The following is a 20,612-nucleotide window of genomic DNA, read 5'->3' as shown; positions in this document are numbered from 1 at the left end:
TCTGCTAGCGCATAAGTGCAACTACGCCTAATCATTGCCCTTAGGGGCTCGCCAATCGGCGAGTTTTCTTTATGCTCACAAAGTTGTAACAAATAGTATCCGGCTACGGAGAGTTTTAGACGTTTTGTGGACGCTTACAAATTAAAATAAAGGTAATTAAACAAACAAACGTAAGGAGGAAGTAATTTATGAGCAAGAAATACGTTTTAGCCGTACCGAATTTTAGTGAGGGGCAAAGACTTGATGTTGTCAATGCAGTTGTAGATGCAGTGAAACAAGTTGAATCAGTAAAGTTCGTGACAGTTGAACCTGAGCACAATTTTAACAGAACGGTTTTAACATTTATCGTTGATCCGAAATTTTGTGAAGAAGCGATGTTAAAAATGGCCGAAGTTGTCTATAAAGATATAAATATGGAAGTTCAAAAAGGAGACCACCCACGTATCGGGGCACTTGATACATTCCCTATATTCCCGCTGCAAAATGTGACAATTGAAGAAACTCAAGAATTAGCGGAGAAATTAGGAGTTTCTTTATTTGAGCATTTTGAAGTCCCAGTCTATTTCTCCGGATTAAATGCACGCACTGAGTACAAAAAATCAAATACAAATATTCGCCGTGGACAATATGAAGGCTTAAAAACTATATTGGAAGATAAAAATCATCCGGATTATGAAACCCGAAAACCTGATTTATCAGTTGACGGTAATTTAGATGCAAAAATGGGCGCATGTACAGTAACCTCTGATAATGAAGGATTAGTTGCTTACAACGTTTTCATAGAATCTGAGGATGTCAGCATTGTAAAACAAATCGCCAAATTGGTTAAGAGTAAAGAGCACGGCTGGTTATCGATTAAGAGTGTTGGCTTTAAAGATGAAGGCAAACCTGGTACAGCAGTTTCAATGAACGTCTTTAACTGTACAGAAACACCACTTGTCATGCTCCGTGATTGGGTAAGTAATGAAGCCCAAATGAGAGGTATAAAGGTAATTGGTACGGAGCTTGTTGGACCTCTTCATCTTAAATATGTTGCAGAAGCTGCAAAAGAGTTCGGATATGAATTCGATGGAAAAGACTACGATAAATTAGTAAAAGTTTTAGAAGAAAACATGGGATTAATCGGCTTTGATGCAGCACAAATTATTGAATATCACTTACAACCTGTAACACCATAAGAGCGATAACAAATGGAGTAATAGAAATCTAAATCAAAATTTACTGTATATGTTAGAAATACAATTTTATAAATTTTTAGAATAGGGGAATTGGCATGCAATCAATCGAAGGAAAAAGTACTGCATTAGTTGATTTAAAAATTACAGAATTTATTGGAAAACTAGGTTCGAATGAACCTGCTCCAGGCGGCGGATCCGCTTCTGCATTAGCAGCTGCTGTGGGTGCTGCCCTAACAAGAATGGTTGCTGAATTAACAATTGGTAAAAAGAAATATGAAGAATACAATGAGGAAATGAAAAGTATATTGGCAGATATGAAAACACTTAATATTAATCTGTTAGCAGCAATTGACGCTGATACAGAAGCATTTAATAATGTATCAGCTGTATTTGATTTACCTAAGGAAACAGAAGAGGAAAAAGTAGCCAGAAGAAATGCCATGCAAGTTGCACTTAAATATGCAACACAAGTTCCGTTTCATACAATGGAGCTGATATTCGATGGGCTTCAATTGACTGCAAAGGTAGTGGGCAAATCGAATACAAATGCTACCAGCGATTTAGGTGTTGCTGCCCTGACAATGAAGGCAGGACTATATGGCAGCTGGCTAAATGTACTCATTAATTTAGGTGGCGTAAAAGATGAGGATTTTGTAGCTGAGTACTCTGAAAAAGGAAAAGCGTTATTAGCAAAAGGAACGGAGATTGCCGACTTTATTTATAATGAAATAGAAAAATCACTATAGTGATCAGCTTAGAAATTTTACCCGAAGAAATTTCGGACCTGACCGTGGTGCAACGGATAGCACGTAAGCCCTCCGAAGCTAAAATTGTGAGTTCGATTCTCGCTGAGGGTATAAAAAGTCACTTGCCAATGAAATTGGTGGGTGGCTTTTGTTTTTGATGCTTTTATTGAAAAAAAAGATGATCTCTATTACCTACCAATTTCTTACCATTCACCAAATCCCTATTTTTATTGTAAAATGAAATGGGGGGAATGATGATGAACTTAAAAGTAGGATTATGGCAACAGCAGACACTTAGATTGGCCATGACGCAGGAATTGACACAGGCAATTGCTTTATTACAATATTCCGCTCAAGAGCTAACTGCCTTTTTGGAAAATAAAGCATTGGAAAATCCCCTATTAATCATTAAAAGTAGATCCAATCGAACTCATAGAAACGTTAAAAGTGATCAAACGAATTGGATTGAACAAATCGCTGATAAGTCATTTTCACTCGAAGAATTATTGCTCTCACAAATAAATTTTAAAAAGTATTCATTAACTCAATTAACCATTATTAAAGAAATTATTCGAAATTTAGATGAAAGCGGTTACTTTAGAGAAGACATTCAAGGTATTGCCGAAAAATGCAATGTTCCATTTGAATTAGTCCAAGAAGGTCTTTCTATTATACAAACGCTCGAACCAGCTGGGATTGGGGCCAGAAGTCTCCAAGAATGTTTGCATTTACAATTGCAATGGCAGGATCCTAAAAATGAATTAGCACAAACCATTATTTCAAAATTTTTCACTCCTTTTGCGGAAAGAAAATGGAAAATCATTTCAAAGGAATTGCAGGTATCGATGAAGGAGATACAGGAGGTCTTTGACCGAGTTAAGTTACTTAACCCAAAGCCATGTGCAGAGTATTCGATTGTTTCGACTTCTTATATTATTCCCGATGCGATAATAGAGGCGACGAGTGAAGGATTGCAGGTCCGTTTGTGTGATGATTTAATCCCGAGAATTGGCTTAAATGAAAAATATTATAAGAAATTCGGGGCAAGTAACGATAAGCAGGTAAATCAATTTTTAAATGAAAAATATCAGGATTTTCAGTGGATAATGAAAAGCATTGAGCAGAGAAAAGATACACTTGCCAAGGTGATTAGTGAAATCATCAAGAAGCAGCCAGAATTTTTTCATAAAGGGCCAAAATTCCTAAGACCATTAACCATGAAGGAAATTTCCCAAGAGCTTGAGGTACATGAATCAACGATTAGTAGAGCGGTTAGGGAGAAATTTGTGCAAACGCCACACGGGGTATTCTCGCTAAAGTCGTTTTTCTCAAGTATGATCCAAACAGTTTCAGAAGAAAGCACGTCATCTTCACAGGTGAAAACTGCCATTTTAGCATTACTAAAAAAGGAAGATAAACTAAACCCTTATTCTGACCAGGAACTTGTAGTTCGGTTAAAAAATGATGACGGAATTGTCGTTTCAAGACGTACAATTGCCAAATATCGGGATCAACTAGGAATCCCCTCCTCATCAAAGAGACGAAGGTTTGAATAAGGCTCATTTCTTAAACTTTGTTGCTATTCGAAGGTAATTTGGTGTGTTATACCAGTTTACCGATGAAACCATAGGTAATTTTCAAGAAAAGAGCACGATATCATAGTAATTACGGGTTTTTAGACTAAGTATGAAAAACAACAATCTGTTCGAAAACAGCTTTGAATAAAAAGGAGAAAATAATTCATATGCAACCAACAATTATCACGTTATATAGTCGAGTGCACTGCCACTTATGTGAGGATGCAAAACAAACTTTATTAGAACTGAAAAATGACTGGAATTTCATTTTAAATGAAGTGGATATTGAAAAAAGTGATGAATTAACTGAACAATATGGACTAATGATCCCTGTTGTCTTGGTGGACGGTGAAGAAGTAGGATTTGGGAGGATTAATAAATTTGATATAAGTAACCGTTTGCAAGAAAAAAATGAAGTGTTTTAAGTTGAATTTGGTTTTCACTCCTGTTAGAATAGTTTTTGTAACAAGGGTGATTTTTTTTGGCTGTAGTGGGACATAATATGTCTATGCGGGACATTTAATGCCCAACTACATAATTGTAAAGGAGTTCAATCATGCATTCGTTTATAGATATCCAAAGAAAATTATTACCTGATCTTCTCACTGTTATGCAAAAAAGATATTCAATCCTTAGGAACATAGGATTTATGCAGCCTGTAGGAAGAAGAAGTCTTGCTGTTAGTCTTGGATTAACGGAAAGGGTTCTAAGAAGTGAAGTGGATTTCCTAAAAGAACAAAATTTAATCACGGCTAATACTGTCGGGATGAATTTAACTACTGATGGAAAGAATTTGCTTGAAGATCTTGAAGGCTTAATGCGTGAGATAAAAGGTATAGATGTGATGGAATTAGAGCTAAAACATCGCCTCGGCATTCAAAGGGTTATGATTGTACCTGGTGACAGCGAACAATCGCCGATGGTGAAAAGTGAGCTTGGTAAAGCAAGTGCTATCCGCATGAAAAACTTGCTCGGCGTGGAAAATATCATTGCTGTGACTGGTGGTTCTACGATGGCCGCTGTAGCAGAACGATTAACGCCAGAATTGAGTGAAAACAAGGATCTTCTCTTTGTACCTGCACGTGGTGGGATTGGTGAGGTTGTTCAAAACCAAGCTAATACGATTTGCTCTAATATGGCAGCAAATACGAATGCAAAGCACAGGGTTCTCTATGTACCAGACCAAGTCAGCACTGATAGTTATGAATCTCTTATTAAAGAACCAGCTATTCATGAGGTTCTGGGGCTGATTCAATCAGCTAGCATGGTTTTACACGGAATAGGGGACGCTATAACAATGGCTGAACGCCGAAAAACTAGTCCGGAAGACATGAAAAAGATTGAAAGTGGAATGGCTGTCGGTGAAGCTTTTGGCTACTATTTTAATGAAGAAGGCGACATTGTAAACAAGGTGTTGACTATCGGCCTTCAATTAGATGACCTTGCCCGGATTCCACATGTAATTGCGGTTGCAGGAGGAGCATCGAAAGCAAAGGCTATTCGAGCTTATTTGAAAAAAGCACCCTCATCAACGATTCTAATTACTGATGAAGGGGCAGCAAAAATGTTATTAAAAGGGTAAAACCCTTAATAAATAAAATAATCATTACCCAAACAAAGGAGGAAAATTTTCATGGCAGTAAAAGTAGGTATTAACGGATTTGGACGTATAGGGCGTAATGTATTACGGGCATCATTAAATAATTCTTCTATTGAAATTGTAGCAATTAACGACTTAACAGATGCAAATATGCTTGCACACCTTTTAAAATATGATACGGTTCACGGAACTCTTGCTGAGGATGTAACAGTTGATGGAGAGTACTTAGTTGTAGGCGGTAAAAAAGTAAAAGTTATCGCTGAACGCGACCCTGCAAAACTAGGCTGGGGAGATCTTGGAGTAGAAGTGGTTGTTGAATCAACTGGCCGTTTCACAAAACGTGAAGATGCTGCGAAACACCTTGAAGCAGGTGCTAAGAAAGTAATTATCTCTGCTCCAGCTTCTAACGAAGATATCACAATTGTTATGGGTGTAAACGAAGATAAATATGATGCTGCAAACCATCATGTATTATCAAACGCTTCTTGCACAACTAACTGCCTTGCACCATTTGCAAAAGTATTAAATGATAAGTTCGGCATCAAACGCGGTATGATGACAACTATTCACTCATACACAAACGATCAACAAATTCTTGATTTACCACACAAGGATTATCGTCGTGCGCGTGCAGCAGCTGAAAATATGATCCCTACTTCTACAGGAGCAGCAAAAGCAGTTTCTCTTGTTCTTCCTGAACTTAAAGGTAAATTAAACGGTATGGCAATGCGCGTTCCAACTCCAAACGTTTCAATCGTTGACTTAGTTGCTGAATTAGAGCAAGACGTAACAGTTGATGAAATTAACGCAGCATTTAAAGAAGCAGCAGAAGGCAACTTAAAAGGAATTCTAGCTTACAGTGAGCTTCCTCTTGTTTCTAGCGATTACAATGGCAGCACTGTTTCATCTACAATTGATGCATTATCAACAATGATTCTTGAAGGCAATATGGTTAAAGTGCTATCATGGTATGATAACGAAGTTGGCTATTCTAATCGTGTTGTTGACCTTGTTGACTACATTGGAAAAAAAGGTCTTTAATTTTACCTTTCTAGGTTAAGAATATTGGATTTTTAGCGGTAAAAGTCTATAATTATATAGGTTTAAGCTTTTCGAGGGAAGCGGGGAGGATTCCCCCTCCCTTTTTTTCTAGGTTTAGTTTCCGCTTTTTAATTTTTTTAGGAGGTTCTTAACGCATGAACAAAAAGTCATTGAAGGATGTAGATGTAAACGGGAAACGCGTTTTTTGTAGGGTAGATTTTAACGTTCCAATGCAGGATGGAAAAATTACGGACGAAACTCGTATCCGTGCCGCAATTCCTACAATTCAATACTTAGTAGATCAAGGTGCGAAAGTAATATTAGCAAGCCATCTTGGCCGTCCAAAGGGTAAAGTTGTTGAAGAAATGCGCCTAACTCCAGTGGCAAAACGGCTTGGTGAACTTCTTGAAAAAGACGTTCAAAAGGCTGATGAGGCATATGGGGAGGCTGTAAAAGCTCAAATTGCAGGCCTAAACGCAGGCGATGTCCTACTTCTTGAAAATGTTCGGTTCTATCCTGGTGAGGAAAAGAATGATGCTGAACTTGCAAAGTCGTTTGCTGAACTTGCTGATATTTATGTGAATGATGCCTTTGGTGCTGCGCATCGTGCACATGCATCGACAGAAGGAATTGCTCATTATCTTCCAGCTGTTTCTGGCTTTTTAATGGAAAAAGAACTTGAAGTTTTAGGGAAAGCTCTTTCAAATCCAGAACGTCCATTCACAGCGATTATTGGTGGAGCGAAAGTAAAAGACAAAATTGGTGTTATCGAAAATCTTTTAGAAAAAGTAGATAACTTAATTATAGGCGGCGGATTAGCTTATACATTTATTAAGGCACAAGGCCATGAAATTGGTAAGTCACTTCTTGAAGCAGATAAGATAGACCTCGCCAAATCATTTATAGATAAGGCAAAAGAAAAGGGTGTTAAGTTCTATATACCTGTGGATGCGATTGTAGCTGATGATTTCTCAGCAGATGCCAACTCAAAAGTAGTTTCCATTGGGGAAATTCCCGCTGATTGGGAAGCACTTGATATTGGTCCAAAAACAGCTGAAATTTATCGCGATGTTATTCAAAAATCAAAATTGGTTATCTGGAATGGACCAATGGGTGTATTTGAAATTGATAAATTTGCTGGGGGAACAAAGGCAGTCGCAGAAGCTCTTGCTGAATCAGAAGGTACATATTCAGTTATTGGTGGCGGAGACTCTGCAGCAGCAGTAGAAAAGTTCAATTTAGCAGATAAAATGAGCCATATCTCGACTGGTGGAGGGGCTTCCTTAGAATTTATGGAAGGTAAAGTACTACCAGGAGTCGTGGCTTTAAACGATAAATAACAGTAGATGAGCTTTTGGAAATATCGTAAAAGCTTTCTTCTCATTACGGTTTGACGGATATATCACTAATTTCGTAAAGAAAATGATTTTTTCGTGGATAAATAGTTTCAATCTGGAGCTAGACAGAAGAATAGAAAGGATGTGCCAGTATGCGTACACCGATTATTGCAGGTAACTGGAAAATGAATAAAACACTTTCAGAAGCAATAAGCTTTGCAGAGGAAGTTAAAGATCTTGTACCAAGCAAGGGAAAAGTAGAAGCAGTTATATGTGCACCTGCTTTATTTTTACCAAGCCTTGTAGAGGTTACAAAGAACACGGATGTAGAAATTGGTGCTCAAAATATGCATTTTGAGGAAAGCGGAGCATTTACAGGTGAAACAAGTCCGAAGGCTCTTGAAGATATAGCTGTAAAATATGTCATCATAGGGCATTCTGAGCGTCGTGAAATGTTTAATGAAACAGATGAGTCGGTTAACAAAAAGACTCTTGCCGCATTTAAATATAATTTGACTCCAATTGTTTGTTGCGGGGAAACGCTTGAACAACGTGAAAACGGTGAAACAAACGAATTAGTTGGTAACCAGATTAAAAAAGCTTTAGTTGGTTTAACAGATGAACAAGTAAAACAAACCGTTCTTGCTTATGAACCTATTTGGGCAATTGGAACTGGAAAATCATCAACAGCCGAAGATGCAAACGAAGTATGTGCGCATATTCGCCAGGTTGTGGCTGGTCAATTCTCCCAAAATGTAGCTGACGCAGTCAGAATTCAGTACGGTGGAAGTGTAAAACCTGGAAATATTAAAGAATATATGTCACAGTCAGATATTGATGGTGCTCTTGTTGGCGGTGCCAGCCTTGAGGCGCAATCATTTGTACAATTAGTGGAGGCAGGTAGTTATGAGTAAATCTCCAGTAGCTTTAATTATTTTAGATGGCTTTGGATGTAGAACTGAAAAGAAAGGGAATGCTGTTTCAGCTGCGAACAAACCAAACTTTGATCGCTTTTGGAACACTTTTCCTCATTCTACTTTAACGGCTAGCGGTGAAGCTGTCGGCCTTCCGGAAGGTCAAATGGGTAACTCAGAGGTAGGCCATATGAATATTGGCGCCGGACGGGTCGTTTACCAAAGCTTAACAAAGGTAAACATTTCTATTCGTGAAGGCGAATTTGAAAAAAATGAAACTTTTCATGGGGCAATGGATCATGTGAAAAAGCATGGAACAAGCCTACACCTATTTGGTCTCCTCTCAGACGGCGGTGTTCATAGTCATATTGAGCATATGTTTGCGCTTTTGAAACTTGCTGCTGACGAGGGTGTTGAAAAAGTATATATACATGCCTTTCTTGATGGCCGTGATGTAGGTCCAAAAACAGCCGAAACATATATCAAGCAAACACTGGATAAAATGAATGAGTATGGTGTTGGCGAGTTTGCTACCATTTCCGGACGTTATTATTCTATGGACAGGGACAAGCGCTGGGAGCGTGTTGAAAAAGCGTATCGTGCCATGGTAGATGGAGAGGGACCTTCGTATTCCAATCCGCTTGATGTAGTTGAGGATTCCTACCAACATGGGATTTTTGATGAGTTCGTTCTTCCTTCAGTTATAACGAAGGAAGATGGGGAGCCTGTCGCTACAATCAAGGATAATGATGCTGTTATCTTTTACAACTTCCGTCCTGACCGTGCGATTCAAATATCGAACACATTTACAAATAAAGACTTCCGCTCATTTGAAAGAGGGGATAAGCATCCCAATAATTTATACTTTGTCTGCTTGACACATTTTAGCGAGACAGTTGATGGATATGTTGCATTTAAGCCATCAAACCTTGATAATACGATTGGAGAAGTATTATCACAAAACAATTTAAAACAGCTTCGAATTGCTGAAACAGAAAAATATCCACATGTTACTTTCTTTATGAGTGGTGGCCGGGAAGAGAAATTTCCTGGAGAAGAAAGAATTTTAATCAATTCTCCGAAAGTAGCGACGTATGATCTTCAACCAGAAATGAGTGCATACGAAGTAACGGATGCGTTGATGAAGGAAATTGAAGCTGACCACTTTGATGCCATTATTTTAAATTATGCTAATCCTGATATGGTTGGTCATTCAGGAATGCTTGAACCAACTGTTAAAGCGATTGAAACAGTGGATGAATGCCTTGGCCGTGTGGTAGATTTGATTGTCAAAAAGGGTGGTACAGCGATCATTACTGCTGACCATGGTAATGCGGACGAAGTGATTACACTTGAAGGACAGCCAATGACAGCACATACGACAAATCCAGTGCCTGTTATCGTTACAAAATCTGGAGTAGAATTACGTGAGGGTGGAATTCTTGCTGATTTAGCTCCAACCATGCTTGGTCTGCTTGGAATAGAATTACCTGCAGAAATGACTGGAAGAACACTAGTAAAATAATTGAATTCAAGGAGAGATACAAATGCCATTTATTGTTGACGTATATGCTCGCGAAGTTTTAGATTCTCGTGGTAACCCTACAGTTGAGGTTGAAGTTTTTACTGAAACAGGTTCATTCGGACGTGCTTTAGTTCCAAGTGGTGCTTCAACTGGTGAATACGAAGCAGTTGAGCTTCGTGACGGCGATTCCAGCCGCTACCTTGGTAAAGGTGTATTAAAAGCAGTTGAAAATGTTAATAACATCATTGCTCCATTTTTAGTTGAGGAAGAATTTAGTGTTCTTGATCAAGTTGGGATTGACCATGCTTTAATCGAGCTTGATGGTACAGAGAACAAAGGTAAATTAGGAGCAAATGCAATTCTAGGCGTTTCAATGGCTGCTGCTCATGCTGCAGCGGACTATTTAGATGTTCCTTTATATCAATACCTTGGTGGATTCAACGCTAAGCAGCTTCCAGTACCAATGATGAATATCATTAACGGTGGAGAACATGCTGATAATAACGTTGACATTCAGGAATTCATGGTTATGCCTGTTGGAGCACCAAACTTTAAAGAAGCATTACGTATGGGTGCTGAAATATTCCATAACTTAAAATTAGTTCTTAAAGGTAGAGGTTTAAATACCGCTGTTGGTGACGAAGGCGGTTTTGCTCCAAACTTAGGCTCAAACGAAGAAGCGCTTCAAACCATCGTAGAGGCAATCGAAAAAGCGGGTTACAAGCCTGGTGAAGAAGTTATGTTAGCAATGGATGCTGCCTCTTCAGAGTTCTACAACAAAGAGGATAAAAAATACCATCTTGCAGGCGAAGGCGCTGTGAAGACTTCTGCAGAAATGGTTGATTGGTACGAAGAGCTTGTTTCTAAATACCCAATCATCTCAATTGAAGATGGTTTAGATGAAAATGACTGGGAAGGTCATAAACTTCTAACTGAGCGTCTTGGTAAAAAAGTTCAATTAGTCGGTGATGATTTGTTCGTTACGAATACGAAAAAGCTTGCTGAAGGTATCGAAAAAGGAATTGCAAACTCAATCCTTATCAAGGTAAACCAAATCGGTACACTTACAGAAACATTTGATGCGATTGAAATGGCAAAACGTGCAGGCTACACAGCTGTAATTTCCCACCGTTCTGGTGAAACAGAAGACAGCACAATTGCTGATATCGCTGTTGCAACAAATGCTGGTCAAATTAAAACAGGTTCAGCTTCTCGTACCGACCGTATTGCGAAATATAACCAATTGCTTCGCATTGAAGACCAATTGGGTGAAACTGCAAGATTTAATGGAATTAAATCTTTCTATAATTTAAAGAAATAATTTTTGTTTGAATAATTAGTTAGATAAAACAATGAATTTATGGCCAAATCATATTGATTTGGTCATAAATTTTTTTGGTGGATCACAAAAGTCTATTTGTGCTTGTGAAAGACAAAAGGATGAGTTAGCGGTCACAATAAGCTCAACTTTGTCTCCTCGAAAGGCAAAAAACTTGGTTAAAGGTCGCAATAAGGTTTTAAGTTTAAGTGAAAAAGACTTATTAGGTGGATTATCCAAAAAGCTGACACAATTACTCCTATTGTTAAAAGGGAAATATTATGGTAAATTTAAAATACTGTGAAATGTACGTCTTAACAGGAGGTGGCCTTCATGCATGCATTTGTTGTAGTATTATTAGTAATTGTAAGTATTGGACTTATTGCCGTTGTCTTACTTCAATCAGGTAAAAGCGCAGGATTATCCGGTGCCATTTCGGGTGGAGCAGAGCAATTATTTGGTAAACAGAAAGCGCGTGGACTTGACTTAATTCTCCACCGAATTACGATTGTTTTTTCCGTACTGTTCTTTGTACTCGCAATCGCAGTTGTTTTCTTTAAAGTCTAATAATGAATGCACAAAACCTGGCTGATGCCAGGTTTTTTTGTAAGCTTAGAAGTTGTACATTTTCTAGAAAACTTTGAGCTTGAAGTAATTCTATTTCTGTAAGGCTTTTTTCTGGAATGTTAACACCCCCTTTGCTTAAACTATAGGAAGTGAAAAGAAATAAAGATTCAAAGGAGATTTTACAATGAAAGTAACTACACCTAAGCCATTTACATTTGAGGCTGGAAATAGAGCGGTATTATTATTACATGGGTTTACTGGGAATTCTGCAGATGTCAGAATGCTTGGCAGATTTTTAGAGAAAAAAGGATATACATGTCATGCTCCACATTATAAAGGTCATGGTGTACCACCTGAAGAACTTGTACACACTGGACCAGAAGACTGGTGGCAAGATGTTATAAATGGATATGAGTTTTTAAAAGAAAAAGGTCATGAAGAAATAGCAGTAGCTGGACTTTCACTTGGTGGCGTATTTTCTTTGAAATTAGGATACACTGTTCCTATAAAGGGTATTGTTTCGATGTGTGCACCCATGTACATCAAAAGTGAAGAAGTGATGTATCAAGGAATACTAGAATATGCTCGGGAATATAAGAGATATGAAGGAAAAACAACTGATCAAATCGAAAAGGAAATGGATAACTTTCAAAAAACGCCAATGAACACACTGGAAGCCCTACAAGGATTAATTTCAGATGTGCGCGAACATGTTGATATGATCTACGCGCCAACATTTATTGTACAAGCTCGCCACGATAATATGATTAATATAGACAGTGCTAATATTATTTATAATGAAGTGGAATCAGATGATAAAGAAATAAAGTGGTATGAAGAATCAGGGCATGTTATCACGCTTGATAAGGAACGTGATCAACTCCACGAAGATGTTTATGCCTTTTTAGAAAAGCTTGATTGGCACGAGTAAGAAAGTTTCCTGTAAGGAGGAATTTGCTTGGAAGATATTATTCAAAAGCACATTGATAAGCTTTTGCAATATATGAAAGATGAAGTATATAAACCATTAACCGTTCAAGAACTGGAGCAAGCATTTGGTATTAAAGACTCTGGGGATTTTAAGGATTTTGTTAAGGCGCTTGTTGTGATGGAAGAAAAAGGGCTAGTAGTCCGGACTCGCAGCAACCGTTATGGATTGCCACAAAAAATGAATTTAATTCGTGGGAAGCTGACTGGCCATGCCAAAGGTTTTGCTTTTGTTATTACCGAAGAACCGGGAATGGATGATATTTTTATTCCACCGAATGAAATGAATAATGCAATGCATGGTGATACAGTGTTAGCAAGAGTTTCTTCGGAAACCTCTGGACAGCGTAGGGAAGGAAGCATTATCCGTATCCTTGAAAGAGGCATCCAGCAGATGGTCGGCACATATGTAGAAAGCAAGAATTTTGGGTTTGTGATTCCTGATGATAAAAAATTCACAAGTGATATTTTTATCCCGAAAGCAGCTTCGAAAGGGGCGATTGAAGGGCATAAAGTGGTCGTGAAATTAACAACATTTCCTGAAGGGCGCAAAAGTGCTGAGGGAGAAGTTATCCAAATTCTTGGTCATAAAAATGATCCTGGAGTGGACATTCTTTCTGTTATCCATAAACATGGCTTGCCGCTCGCCTTTGAAGAAGATGTAATCAAACAGGCAATTGATACACCTGATACAATTGACGAAAGTGAATTAGCAAATCGCCGTGATTTACGCAATGAAGTTATTGTCACGATTGATGGTGCTGATGCTAAGGATCTCGATGATGCCGTCACAGTAACTAGACTTGAGAACGGTAATTATAAACTTGGTGTACATATTGCAGATGTAAGCTATTATGTCAAAGAAGGAACACCGATTGATAGAGAAGCAGAAGAACGTGCAACAAGTGTATATTTAGTTGACAGGGTTATTCCGATGATTCCACATCGATTATCAAATGGAATTTGCTCGCTAAATCCAAAAGTGGATCGGTTGACGCTTTCTTGTAATATGGAGATTTCCACTGAAGGTGAAGTAGTTAAGCATGAGATTTTCCAAAGTGTTATTAAAACAACGGAGCGAATGACGTACAATGATGTAAAAAAAATACTTGTTGATAAAGATGAGGAAACGATCGAACGGTATCAATCACTTGTACCGATGTTTGAGATGATGGAAGAGCTTGCAGAACTTTTACGTAATAAAAGAATGAAGCGAGGAGCTATTGATTTTGATTTTAAAGAATCAAAGGTTCTAGTCGACGCGGACGGAAAACCGACAGATGTTGTTCTTCGTGAACGCTCTGTAGCTGAAAGACTTATCGAAGAATTTATGCTTGCAGCAAATGAAACAGTTGCTGAGCATTTCCACTGGCTTGAAGTACCGTTCATTTATCGTATTCATGAGGATCCAAAGGAAGATAAACTTAGAAAGTTTTTTGAGTTTATCACGAATTTTGGTTACATTGTCAAAGGCACAGCGAATGATGTTCACCCAAGAGCTCTTCAGGAAATTATTGAAGAGGTTCAGGGAAAACCGGAAGAGATGGTCGTCTCGACGGTTATGCTGCGTTCGATGCAACAGGCGAAATATGATCCTAACAGTTTAGGTCACTTCGGGTTATCGACGGAGTTTTATACCCATTTTACATCGCCGATTCGCCGTTATCCTGATACAATTGTTCATCGCTTGATCAGGACTTATTTAATTGAAGGAAAGCTTGATGAAACAACAAAGGGAAAATGGGATGCACGCCTTCCAGAAATTGCAGAGCATTCTTCAAAAATGGAACGCAGGGCTGTTGATGCTGAGCGGGAGACAGATGAATTAAAGAAAGCAGAATATATGGAAGACAAGATTGGCGAAGAATACGATGGTATTATCAGCTCTGTTACCAATTTTGGTATGTTTGTGGAGCTACCAAATACAATTGAGGGTCTTGTCCACGTCAGTTATATGACGGATGATTACTATCGTTTTGATGATCGCCATTTTGCGATGATTGGCGAGCGAACGGGAAATGTGTTCCGTATTGGTGATCAAATTACGGTACGCTTAGTTAAGGTTAATAAAGATGAAAAATCCATTGATTTTGAAATAGTTGGCATGAAGGGAACGCGCCGCACCGAGCGTCCTGCCGTTGCAAAGGTTTTTAAAACCGGAAGTAATACCAAGAAACCTCGTCGTGTGAAACAGGAAGAGGGCCGCAATCAAAAGTCTGAATCAAAAGCACAATCATCATCTGGGGATCAACCAAAAGCGAAAAAGAAAAGAAAGTTTTACGATAATGTTCCAAAAGCAAAAAGTAACAAACGGAAAAAGAAATAATAGTGTATTAAGGGGAGCCTTACACGGCTCTCCTTAATTGTTAAGGCTAAAGGAATCTGCTACAATGAAAGCTACGAAGAGGTGAATGATATGCCAAAAGGTGAAGGGAAACTTTGTGCGAATAATAAAAAGGCTTACCACGATTTTTTTATTGAAGAAACGTATGAAGCCGGGATAGTTCTACAAGGTACAGAAATTAAATCGATCAGAGCAGGTAAAGTAAATTTAAAGGATTCGTATGCTAGAATTCAGAATGGTGAAGCTTTTTTATACAGCATGCATGTTAGCCCGTATGAACAGGGGAATCGCTTTAATCATGATCCATTAAGACCGCGGAAGCTGTTGCTACATAATCGCGAAATTGCGAAGCTGTTTGGGGAAACAAAAGAAGTTGGCTATGCATTAGTTCCATTAAAGGTTTATTTAAAAAATGGATTTGCGAAGGTTTTGATCGGTCTTGCAAAAGGGAAGAAGAATTATGATAAGCGTGAGGATCTGAAGAAAAAAGAAGCGGGTCGAGAAATTGAGCGTGCATTTCGTGAACGTCAGAAAATGTAGCGGTTTACAAATACTTACAATTGAAATGTGAGTAATATGTGTTATAATAATTAAGTCGCAGGAAGTTGCGACGAATGATCTTAGCTCAAACTTTACATGAGCTTCCGAACGTCAAGTTTGCTTAATAGGCAACTGACCCTTTTATCATGGGGACGCTACGGATTCGACAGGGGTAGTTCGAGCTTAGGTTGCGAGTCGAGGGGATCGGCCTCGTTAAAACGTCAAAGCCTATAACTGGCAAAACTAACAACAACTTCGCTTTCGCAGCTTAATACTGCATAGCGGTTCCTCCCTCCATTGCCCATGTGGTAGGGTAAGGGACTCACTCTAAGTGGGCTACGCCGGATTCCACCGCCTGAGGATGAAGGAAGAGAACAACCAGGCTAGCTGACTGGACGCCTGTCGATAGGCAGATAGCTCAGCGAAATGCGAATATGTCGACTACACTCGTAGACGCTTAAGTGGCGATATTTTTGGACGTGGGTTCGATTAGTAACTTAGTCGCCTTGTGTGGTAACACACAAGTGAAAATCTGGCTTTATCGGTGAAACCTAAGCTGCAAATTTGCGGTAAGGCAATGCCGAGCGGTATGTGGAGTAATCCAACAGCCGTGTATCGACTTATAGGCTGCCATAATAAGGGTAGTACTAAGATGCGAAATCCTGCCTGATCGATATTAGGTAAATATATGATTCGCATAATACGCCAGAGGACCTGCGTAAAAGTAGGTTCAAGATATAGTCAGTGCCATGACGAAAGCATGGAAGAGCACGTCCCACCGTCTCCACTACATATGTGGAGGAAAGGCTAGCAGAGATGCTAGTCTTTTTTTATTTTTGAAAAAATTCATTTTCAAAAGCAACTTTCTCTCTTAGTAATTCTGAATTATATTTTCCATTCCTTGGTGTAACTAGGTCGTATTGGTAAAGAATCCATTCAGCTCGTTTTCTCTTCTGTTTAATTCTTAGAAATGGCGTAATTTGTTTTAATGTATTGAAAACTTCTTCCTTCTTTTTTACAGTTAATGTAAAAGAGTTCTTATGTTTATCAGGGTTATAATTTTTTTTATTATTTATAAGACCACCTATTAAAGATTGTATATAAATAAGTAGTTCTTTATCTGTTGATGCAATTGATATACCCGGACGTCGAAATTCTTTTTTATGCATTCTTGTCAAAGTTATACTCCCTTCTCCGTCAATAATTCCTGCAACATATGAGGCTTCCCAAGTTTTCATTTTCGCTGTGCTCAAGGCACAAAATTTAATGAAAGAGAAATTACACTTCCCCTAAAATGGCAACATTTTTTACTAATAACCCGTTTTTACTTTCTTTCAAACTAAGAATTCCAATATTTTATTACGAACATATATTCTACTTCTATTATATCTTTTTTAATAAATTAGTACAGAGGTTTATACACCAGATGAAATTCTAAATGAAACCGATTAAAAAGAGATAGACCAAGGAAAGGGAATAACTTGGCTAATAAAAACTGGTCTTATAAGAAGAGGAGGGAATTTAATGGAAATGGACACATACTGAGGATTATATCTATATTTCTTAGTAAATATTTCATAGAGATAATCCAGGCCGATAATTGTGGATATATACCATTGGACGTTTACCCTTATGTACTACCGGATAGTAGTAATTCTAAAAGAAAAAATCCATGGAAATATTAATGGAGAACTAATTACCAATGTCAGACTCTTCTTTTCTTTTACTTTATTACTCTTTTGACATATTTCGGGGCGCCACTGTGACGAAAACCTTAAGCTACATTTTTGGCTTTTCAGAAATGATGCGCTTCTGTGACTCGAACCATAATCTTGCCGCTTTGGTGCGGAGGCTATTTCTGACGGAATAAGTCAGTTTGTAATTACATTACCACCTCAATATTAAGAGGGAGAGCAGGGAACCAATTGATTCCTTGCTCTTTTTTTGTTACGATGCACTAAATGGGGGTGAATGGCAAAAAAATGAAAAAATATCTAATTTTTGTTATCATTTTATTCATCATGTCTGGTTGCACAGCGAAAGAGAGTATTAATTCCAATGTTAAATCAGTAACGGACTCTAATAACGCCGCTAAGTTAGAAAAGGAAAATACAGAACTAAAAGAATTAGTTAAAAAACTGCCTAATGTTACAAATGAGCAACTTGTCGAAACCATGAATCTATCACTAAAATCAATTAATGCTATGGTTGAAAAAGATTATGCTTATTTACAGTCGGTTGTTGACTCTTCCATTACCATCGACAAAACCACGAACTCCTTTGTTTATAAGGATGGATTTAAACAAGATTTCATAAAGACGATCAATCATAAGGTATTTGATTACCGTTTTCATTCTCTTAATAAAGATGGACGCATTATAGTTGGATTTGCTGAAAATAATGTTGAATATGAATTTAAATTTAAACAAATAAACGGAAAAATGTTGTTAATTTCATTCTTAACAAATTAAAAAAACAGTTTTAACGGTGTTCTTACTACTTATCCGAATCCAGATGGTGGATATGACCCTGATACATCTACCATTACAACTTCAATGATAAAAATAAGTGATCCTGGTTCAAGTACCCGAACTACATTAGCAGAAACCATTGCGGCTTATGGAATTGATGTAAAGAAAATTGTGAAATACAGCTAATATTAAAGAAGGCCACTTAAATATTTAAGTGGCCTTCTTTAATATTTCGTAAGTAAGTCTTTTTCAGAAATGAGCAAATCCCTTTTTTTACTAAGGGATTCCCAATCTGTTACATTATTTTTATTTAGTAGTAACACCGTTAAATTAGATAGGTTTTTTAATGGGGCTATCGAATGAACTTTAGTGTTACGAATATCTACTCTAGCTAATTTGAACTGAGATTTTAAAGTACTAATATCCGAAAGGTTTGTATTCTGTAAATCTAACATCTCTACTTGCACTTTATCGGATAAGTGTAGTTCTTTTATAGGATTGGAACTGATATTTAAAATCTGCAAGTGCGTAAGACTATTTATCGGACTGATATCAGTAATTCTATTTTTTGATAAATCAAGATATATCAAAGTGGTGAGGTTCTCTAGAAAGGATAATGACTCAATGTTGTTTTGCCCCAGATCTAATTGTTCTAATGCTTTTAGTTGATGAATTTCATCCAAATCTGAACTATCTAATTGATTCCTGGCAAGCCACAAGGTCTTTACGTTGCTTAGGTGGTTTATGCCGTGAATACTTTGTAAGTTTGTATGTTCAAGTGAAAGATTTTCTAGTGATGAAGGAAGTTTAGAAATGTCTATTGTAGAAGAATCTACATTGTCAATAACGAGCCATTTTAACTTTTTTAGACTGTACAAAGAGTCCGGGTGGGTAAATGGGACAGAAATAAATATAGACTTTAAATTCGGTAATTGTTCCAATGTGTCTAAATTTACGCTAGCTTTACTGTCCGGTTCCTCTAATCTAAGTTCAGTGATACTTAACAAATCCTTTTTAGTAACATCCTTTATGTTTTTACCTGTTATTGTTGATATTTGTTTTTCAATCTGCATAGGAAAAGGCTTGAGCTCTTCTTTGCTTGCCGCTTGATGGTTACAAGCAGTAGTAAAGATTATAAATATTAAAAAAAAGGCTAGACATATAATTTTTTTCATACTTACCTCCTTAGTTGTATTAGAATAGCAATAAAAACTCCATTATTCACTTAGCAATTCACCCCTAATTGTTTAATATTTTCCAATTATAGGTTAATTTTACCACAATAATCTTTACAATTATTTGCAAAAGAACAACAAAGTTTGCAAATATTCGAGGGCATATCTTGAAAGGATGATAGCGTTTCTCACCGGTATCGAAAACCCGCAAAAAGGGAAAGAAAAAGAAGAAAAATATAAGCCTTAACCAATCAAAGAACCAGAGAGTTAGCTTTGTTTGTTTAACGTGTCATGAAAAGGAGGAGATTTCTTTAAGCGTAGTGAGGGATTTCGACTTAATGGACGATGGGGATCCAACAACTCCTCCCAATGTTTTCATGTGAAAAATGTGGGGGCGAAATGTACCCGGATTATTACAGGAGTACATGGAATAGAGTACATACTATCGGATATTCTCAAACCAAAAGGCTAAGTTAAAGCTCATGATTAATTTTTAACACTCTGTTGATTGGAGCGGAAGGTGCTTGACTCATGGGGGATTAGTGTTACAGGCTCGGCGAACGCCGCCCCGGAAAGCAAGTACCTGGAGCGGAAATCAACAGACTAGTTGACAGAGCGGCTGGTTTTGCCCGGTTTTTCTTATTGCCGTAGATTATTTTAAAGATAGGGGTGTAAAAAAACTTTCATTTTATGCAAAATTAATGACTGTAGAATACTTAAAATGCTGAACTATAATATTGCCAAAAGTATCAGAAAAAATAATAGACGGAAAAATTCCGCTTAATTAGTAAATTAGAATAAAAAAAGCTTAAATAGAAGGAGAAATTTCGCCTATTGACTCGAAAATCGCGAAAATAGGTGCCTTTGCATTGCATAACCGGAAAACCTTCGCTTATTTACACCGAAATGAGCTCCATTCTGCATCTAACCGGAAAATCTCCGCTTATTTTATTGTCGCTAATTACCCGAGTAAAGACAGGCTTTCTTATTTAAGAGGATTTTTCATCTACAAGTAGTACAACGTTTAAGGGATGAAGAATTTTTTGTTTTAGAAGGGAAAGCACGTGCAAGTAGTATAGATTAAAATAATGTTGAGTCAAATACTATGACTATACTAGCAGGTTTTGGCCCGATAGTTGATAATCTTGTAATGATTAGATTTGCATTAATTTATTAAAACCCCATTTGATATGGCATGCTGAACCGTAACATTAATATGTGCAGGTTTTTGGGCAACTTTTCCACTTAATGTGGACCTTTATAAAAAATACTAAGAAAATCTTAAGAATTGC

The 20,612-nt window shown here is 37.6% G+C and carries 17 protein-coding genes, 1 tRNA gene and 1 other RNA gene; 17 read left to right on the top strand and 2 right to left on the bottom strand.

Annotation, left to right across the window (positions count from 1 at the left end; translation table 11 throughout):
* Nucleotides 1-188 precede the first annotated feature (188 nt).
* The 16 genes from RCG20_RS08940 (at nt 189) to ssrA (ending at nt 16,166) form a co-directional block, all read left to right on the top strand.
* Nucleotides 189-1,178 (top strand): hypothetical protein, encoded by a 990-nt coding sequence (locus RCG20_RS08940; RefSeq protein ID WP_308183881.1) that lies wholly within the window; start codon nt 189-191, stop codon nt 1,176-1,178.
* 95 nt (nt 1,179-1,273) lie between these two features.
* A complete protein-coding gene (locus RCG20_RS08935) occupies nt 1,274-1,924 on the top strand; it encodes a cyclodeaminase/cyclohydrolase family protein (RefSeq protein ID WP_308183880.1) in 651 nt (216 codons plus the stop codon).
* Nucleotides 1,925-1,965: 41 nt separating this feature from the next.
* Nucleotides 1,966-2,035: transfer RNA gene (locus tag RCG20_RS08930), tRNA-Arg, on the top strand.
* A gap of 146 nt (nt 2,036-2,181) precedes the next feature.
* Complete coding sequence (gene rpoN, locus RCG20_RS08925) at nt 2,182-3,480, top strand: RNA polymerase factor sigma-54 (RefSeq protein WP_308183879.1); 1,299 nt, start codon at nt 2,182-2,184, stop codon at nt 3,478-3,480.
* Nucleotides 3,481-3,668: 188 nt separating this feature from the next.
* Complete coding sequence (locus tag RCG20_RS08920; RefSeq protein WP_308183878.1) at nt 3,669-3,926, top strand: glutaredoxin family protein; 258 nt, start codon at nt 3,669-3,671, stop codon at nt 3,924-3,926.
* Nucleotides 3,927-4,057: 131 nt separating this feature from the next.
* Nucleotides 4,058-5,083 carry a sugar-binding transcriptional regulator gene (locus RCG20_RS08915; RefSeq protein ID WP_308183877.1) on the top strand — a complete coding sequence of 342 codons (1,026 nt, stop codon included), beginning with the start codon at nt 4,058-4,060 and terminating at the stop codon, nt 5,081-5,083.
* Nucleotides 5,084-5,134: 51 nt separating this feature from the next.
* Nucleotides 5,135-6,142, top strand: coding sequence for a type I glyceraldehyde-3-phosphate dehydrogenase (gene gap, locus RCG20_RS08910; protein ID WP_308183876.1), 1,008 nt, complete (start codon nt 5,135-5,137; stop codon nt 6,140-6,142).
* A 155-nt stretch (nt 6,143-6,297) separates the two neighbouring features.
* Entirely contained in the window at nt 6,298-7,482 is a 1,185-nt protein-coding gene (gene pgk, locus RCG20_RS08905; RefSeq protein ID WP_308183875.1) for a phosphoglycerate kinase, read from the top strand.
* Between the two features lie 149 nt (nt 7,483-7,631).
* On the top strand, nt 7,632-8,393 hold the full coding sequence (gene tpiA / locus RCG20_RS08900; protein WP_308183874.1) for a triose-phosphate isomerase: 762 nt from the start codon (nt 7,632-7,634) through the stop codon (nt 8,391-8,393).
* A complete protein-coding gene (gpmI, locus tag RCG20_RS08895) occupies nt 8,386-9,918 on the top strand; it encodes a 2,3-bisphosphoglycerate-independent phosphoglycerate mutase (protein ID WP_308183873.1) in 1,533 nt (510 codons plus the stop codon). Before tpiA ends, gpmI begins: the two co-directional genes overlap by 8 nt.
* Nucleotides 9,919-9,940: 22 nt before the next feature.
* A complete protein-coding gene (gene eno, locus RCG20_RS08890) occupies nt 9,941-11,239 on the top strand; it encodes a phosphopyruvate hydratase (protein ID WP_308183872.1) in 1,299 nt (432 codons plus the stop codon).
* Between the two features lie 330 nt (nt 11,240-11,569).
* A complete protein-coding gene (gene secG, locus RCG20_RS08885; RefSeq protein ID WP_308183871.1) occupies nt 11,570-11,803 on the top strand; it encodes a preprotein translocase subunit SecG in 234 nt (77 codons plus the stop codon).
* Between the two features lie 184 nt (nt 11,804-11,987).
* On the top strand, nt 11,988-12,734 hold the full coding sequence (locus RCG20_RS08880; RefSeq protein WP_308183870.1) for an alpha/beta hydrolase: 747 nt from the start codon (nt 11,988-11,990) through the stop codon (nt 12,732-12,734).
* A gap of 27 nt (nt 12,735-12,761) precedes the next feature.
* Nucleotides 12,762-15,116, top strand: coding sequence for a ribonuclease R (gene rnr / locus RCG20_RS08875; RefSeq protein WP_308183868.1), 2,355 nt, complete (start codon nt 12,762-12,764; stop codon nt 15,114-15,116).
* A 90-nt stretch (nt 15,117-15,206) separates the two neighbouring features.
* Nucleotides 15,207-15,674 (top strand): SsrA-binding protein SmpB, encoded by a 468-nt coding sequence (smpB, locus tag RCG20_RS08870; protein WP_308183866.1) that lies wholly within the window; start codon nt 15,207-15,209, stop codon nt 15,672-15,674.
* A gap of 156 nt (nt 15,675-15,830) precedes the next feature.
* Nucleotides 15,831-16,166: a transfer-messenger RNA gene (ssrA, locus tag RCG20_RS08865) on the top strand.
* Between the two features lie 338 nt (nt 16,167-16,504).
* On the opposite strand, the gene RCG20_RS08860 is transcribed toward ssrA, so the two are convergent.
* Nucleotides 16,505-16,912 (bottom strand): LAGLIDADG family homing endonuclease, encoded by a 408-nt coding sequence (locus tag RCG20_RS08860; protein WP_308183865.1) that lies wholly within the window; start codon nt 16,910-16,912, stop codon nt 16,505-16,507.
* Nucleotides 16,913-17,656: 744 nt separating this feature from the next.
* On the opposite strand from RCG20_RS08860, the gene RCG20_RS08855 reads away from it, so the two are divergent.
* Nucleotides 17,657-18,145 (top strand): putative periplasmic lipoprotein, encoded by a 489-nt coding sequence (locus RCG20_RS08855; RefSeq protein WP_308183864.1) that lies wholly within the window; start codon nt 17,657-17,659, stop codon nt 18,143-18,145.
* A 224-nt stretch (nt 18,146-18,369) separates the two neighbouring features.
* Here RCG20_RS08855 and RCG20_RS08850 read toward each other — a convergent pair whose 3' ends face one another.
* The gene (locus RCG20_RS08850) at nt 18,370-19,320 is read right to left on the bottom strand and encodes a leucine-rich repeat domain-containing protein (RefSeq protein ID WP_308183863.1); all 951 of its coding nucleotides are present in this window, start codon (nt 19,318-19,320) and stop codon (nt 18,370-18,372) included.
* Nucleotides 19,321-20,612: the final 1,292 nt, after the last annotated feature.

This window comes from Neobacillus sp. PS3-40 (assembly GCF_030915485.1).
Lineage (GTDB): Bacteria > Bacillota > Bacilli > Bacillales > Cytobacillaceae > JAUZPL01.
Note: the sequence above shows the minus strand (reverse complement) of the source record. Positions and strands in the feature narration are given on the sequence as shown.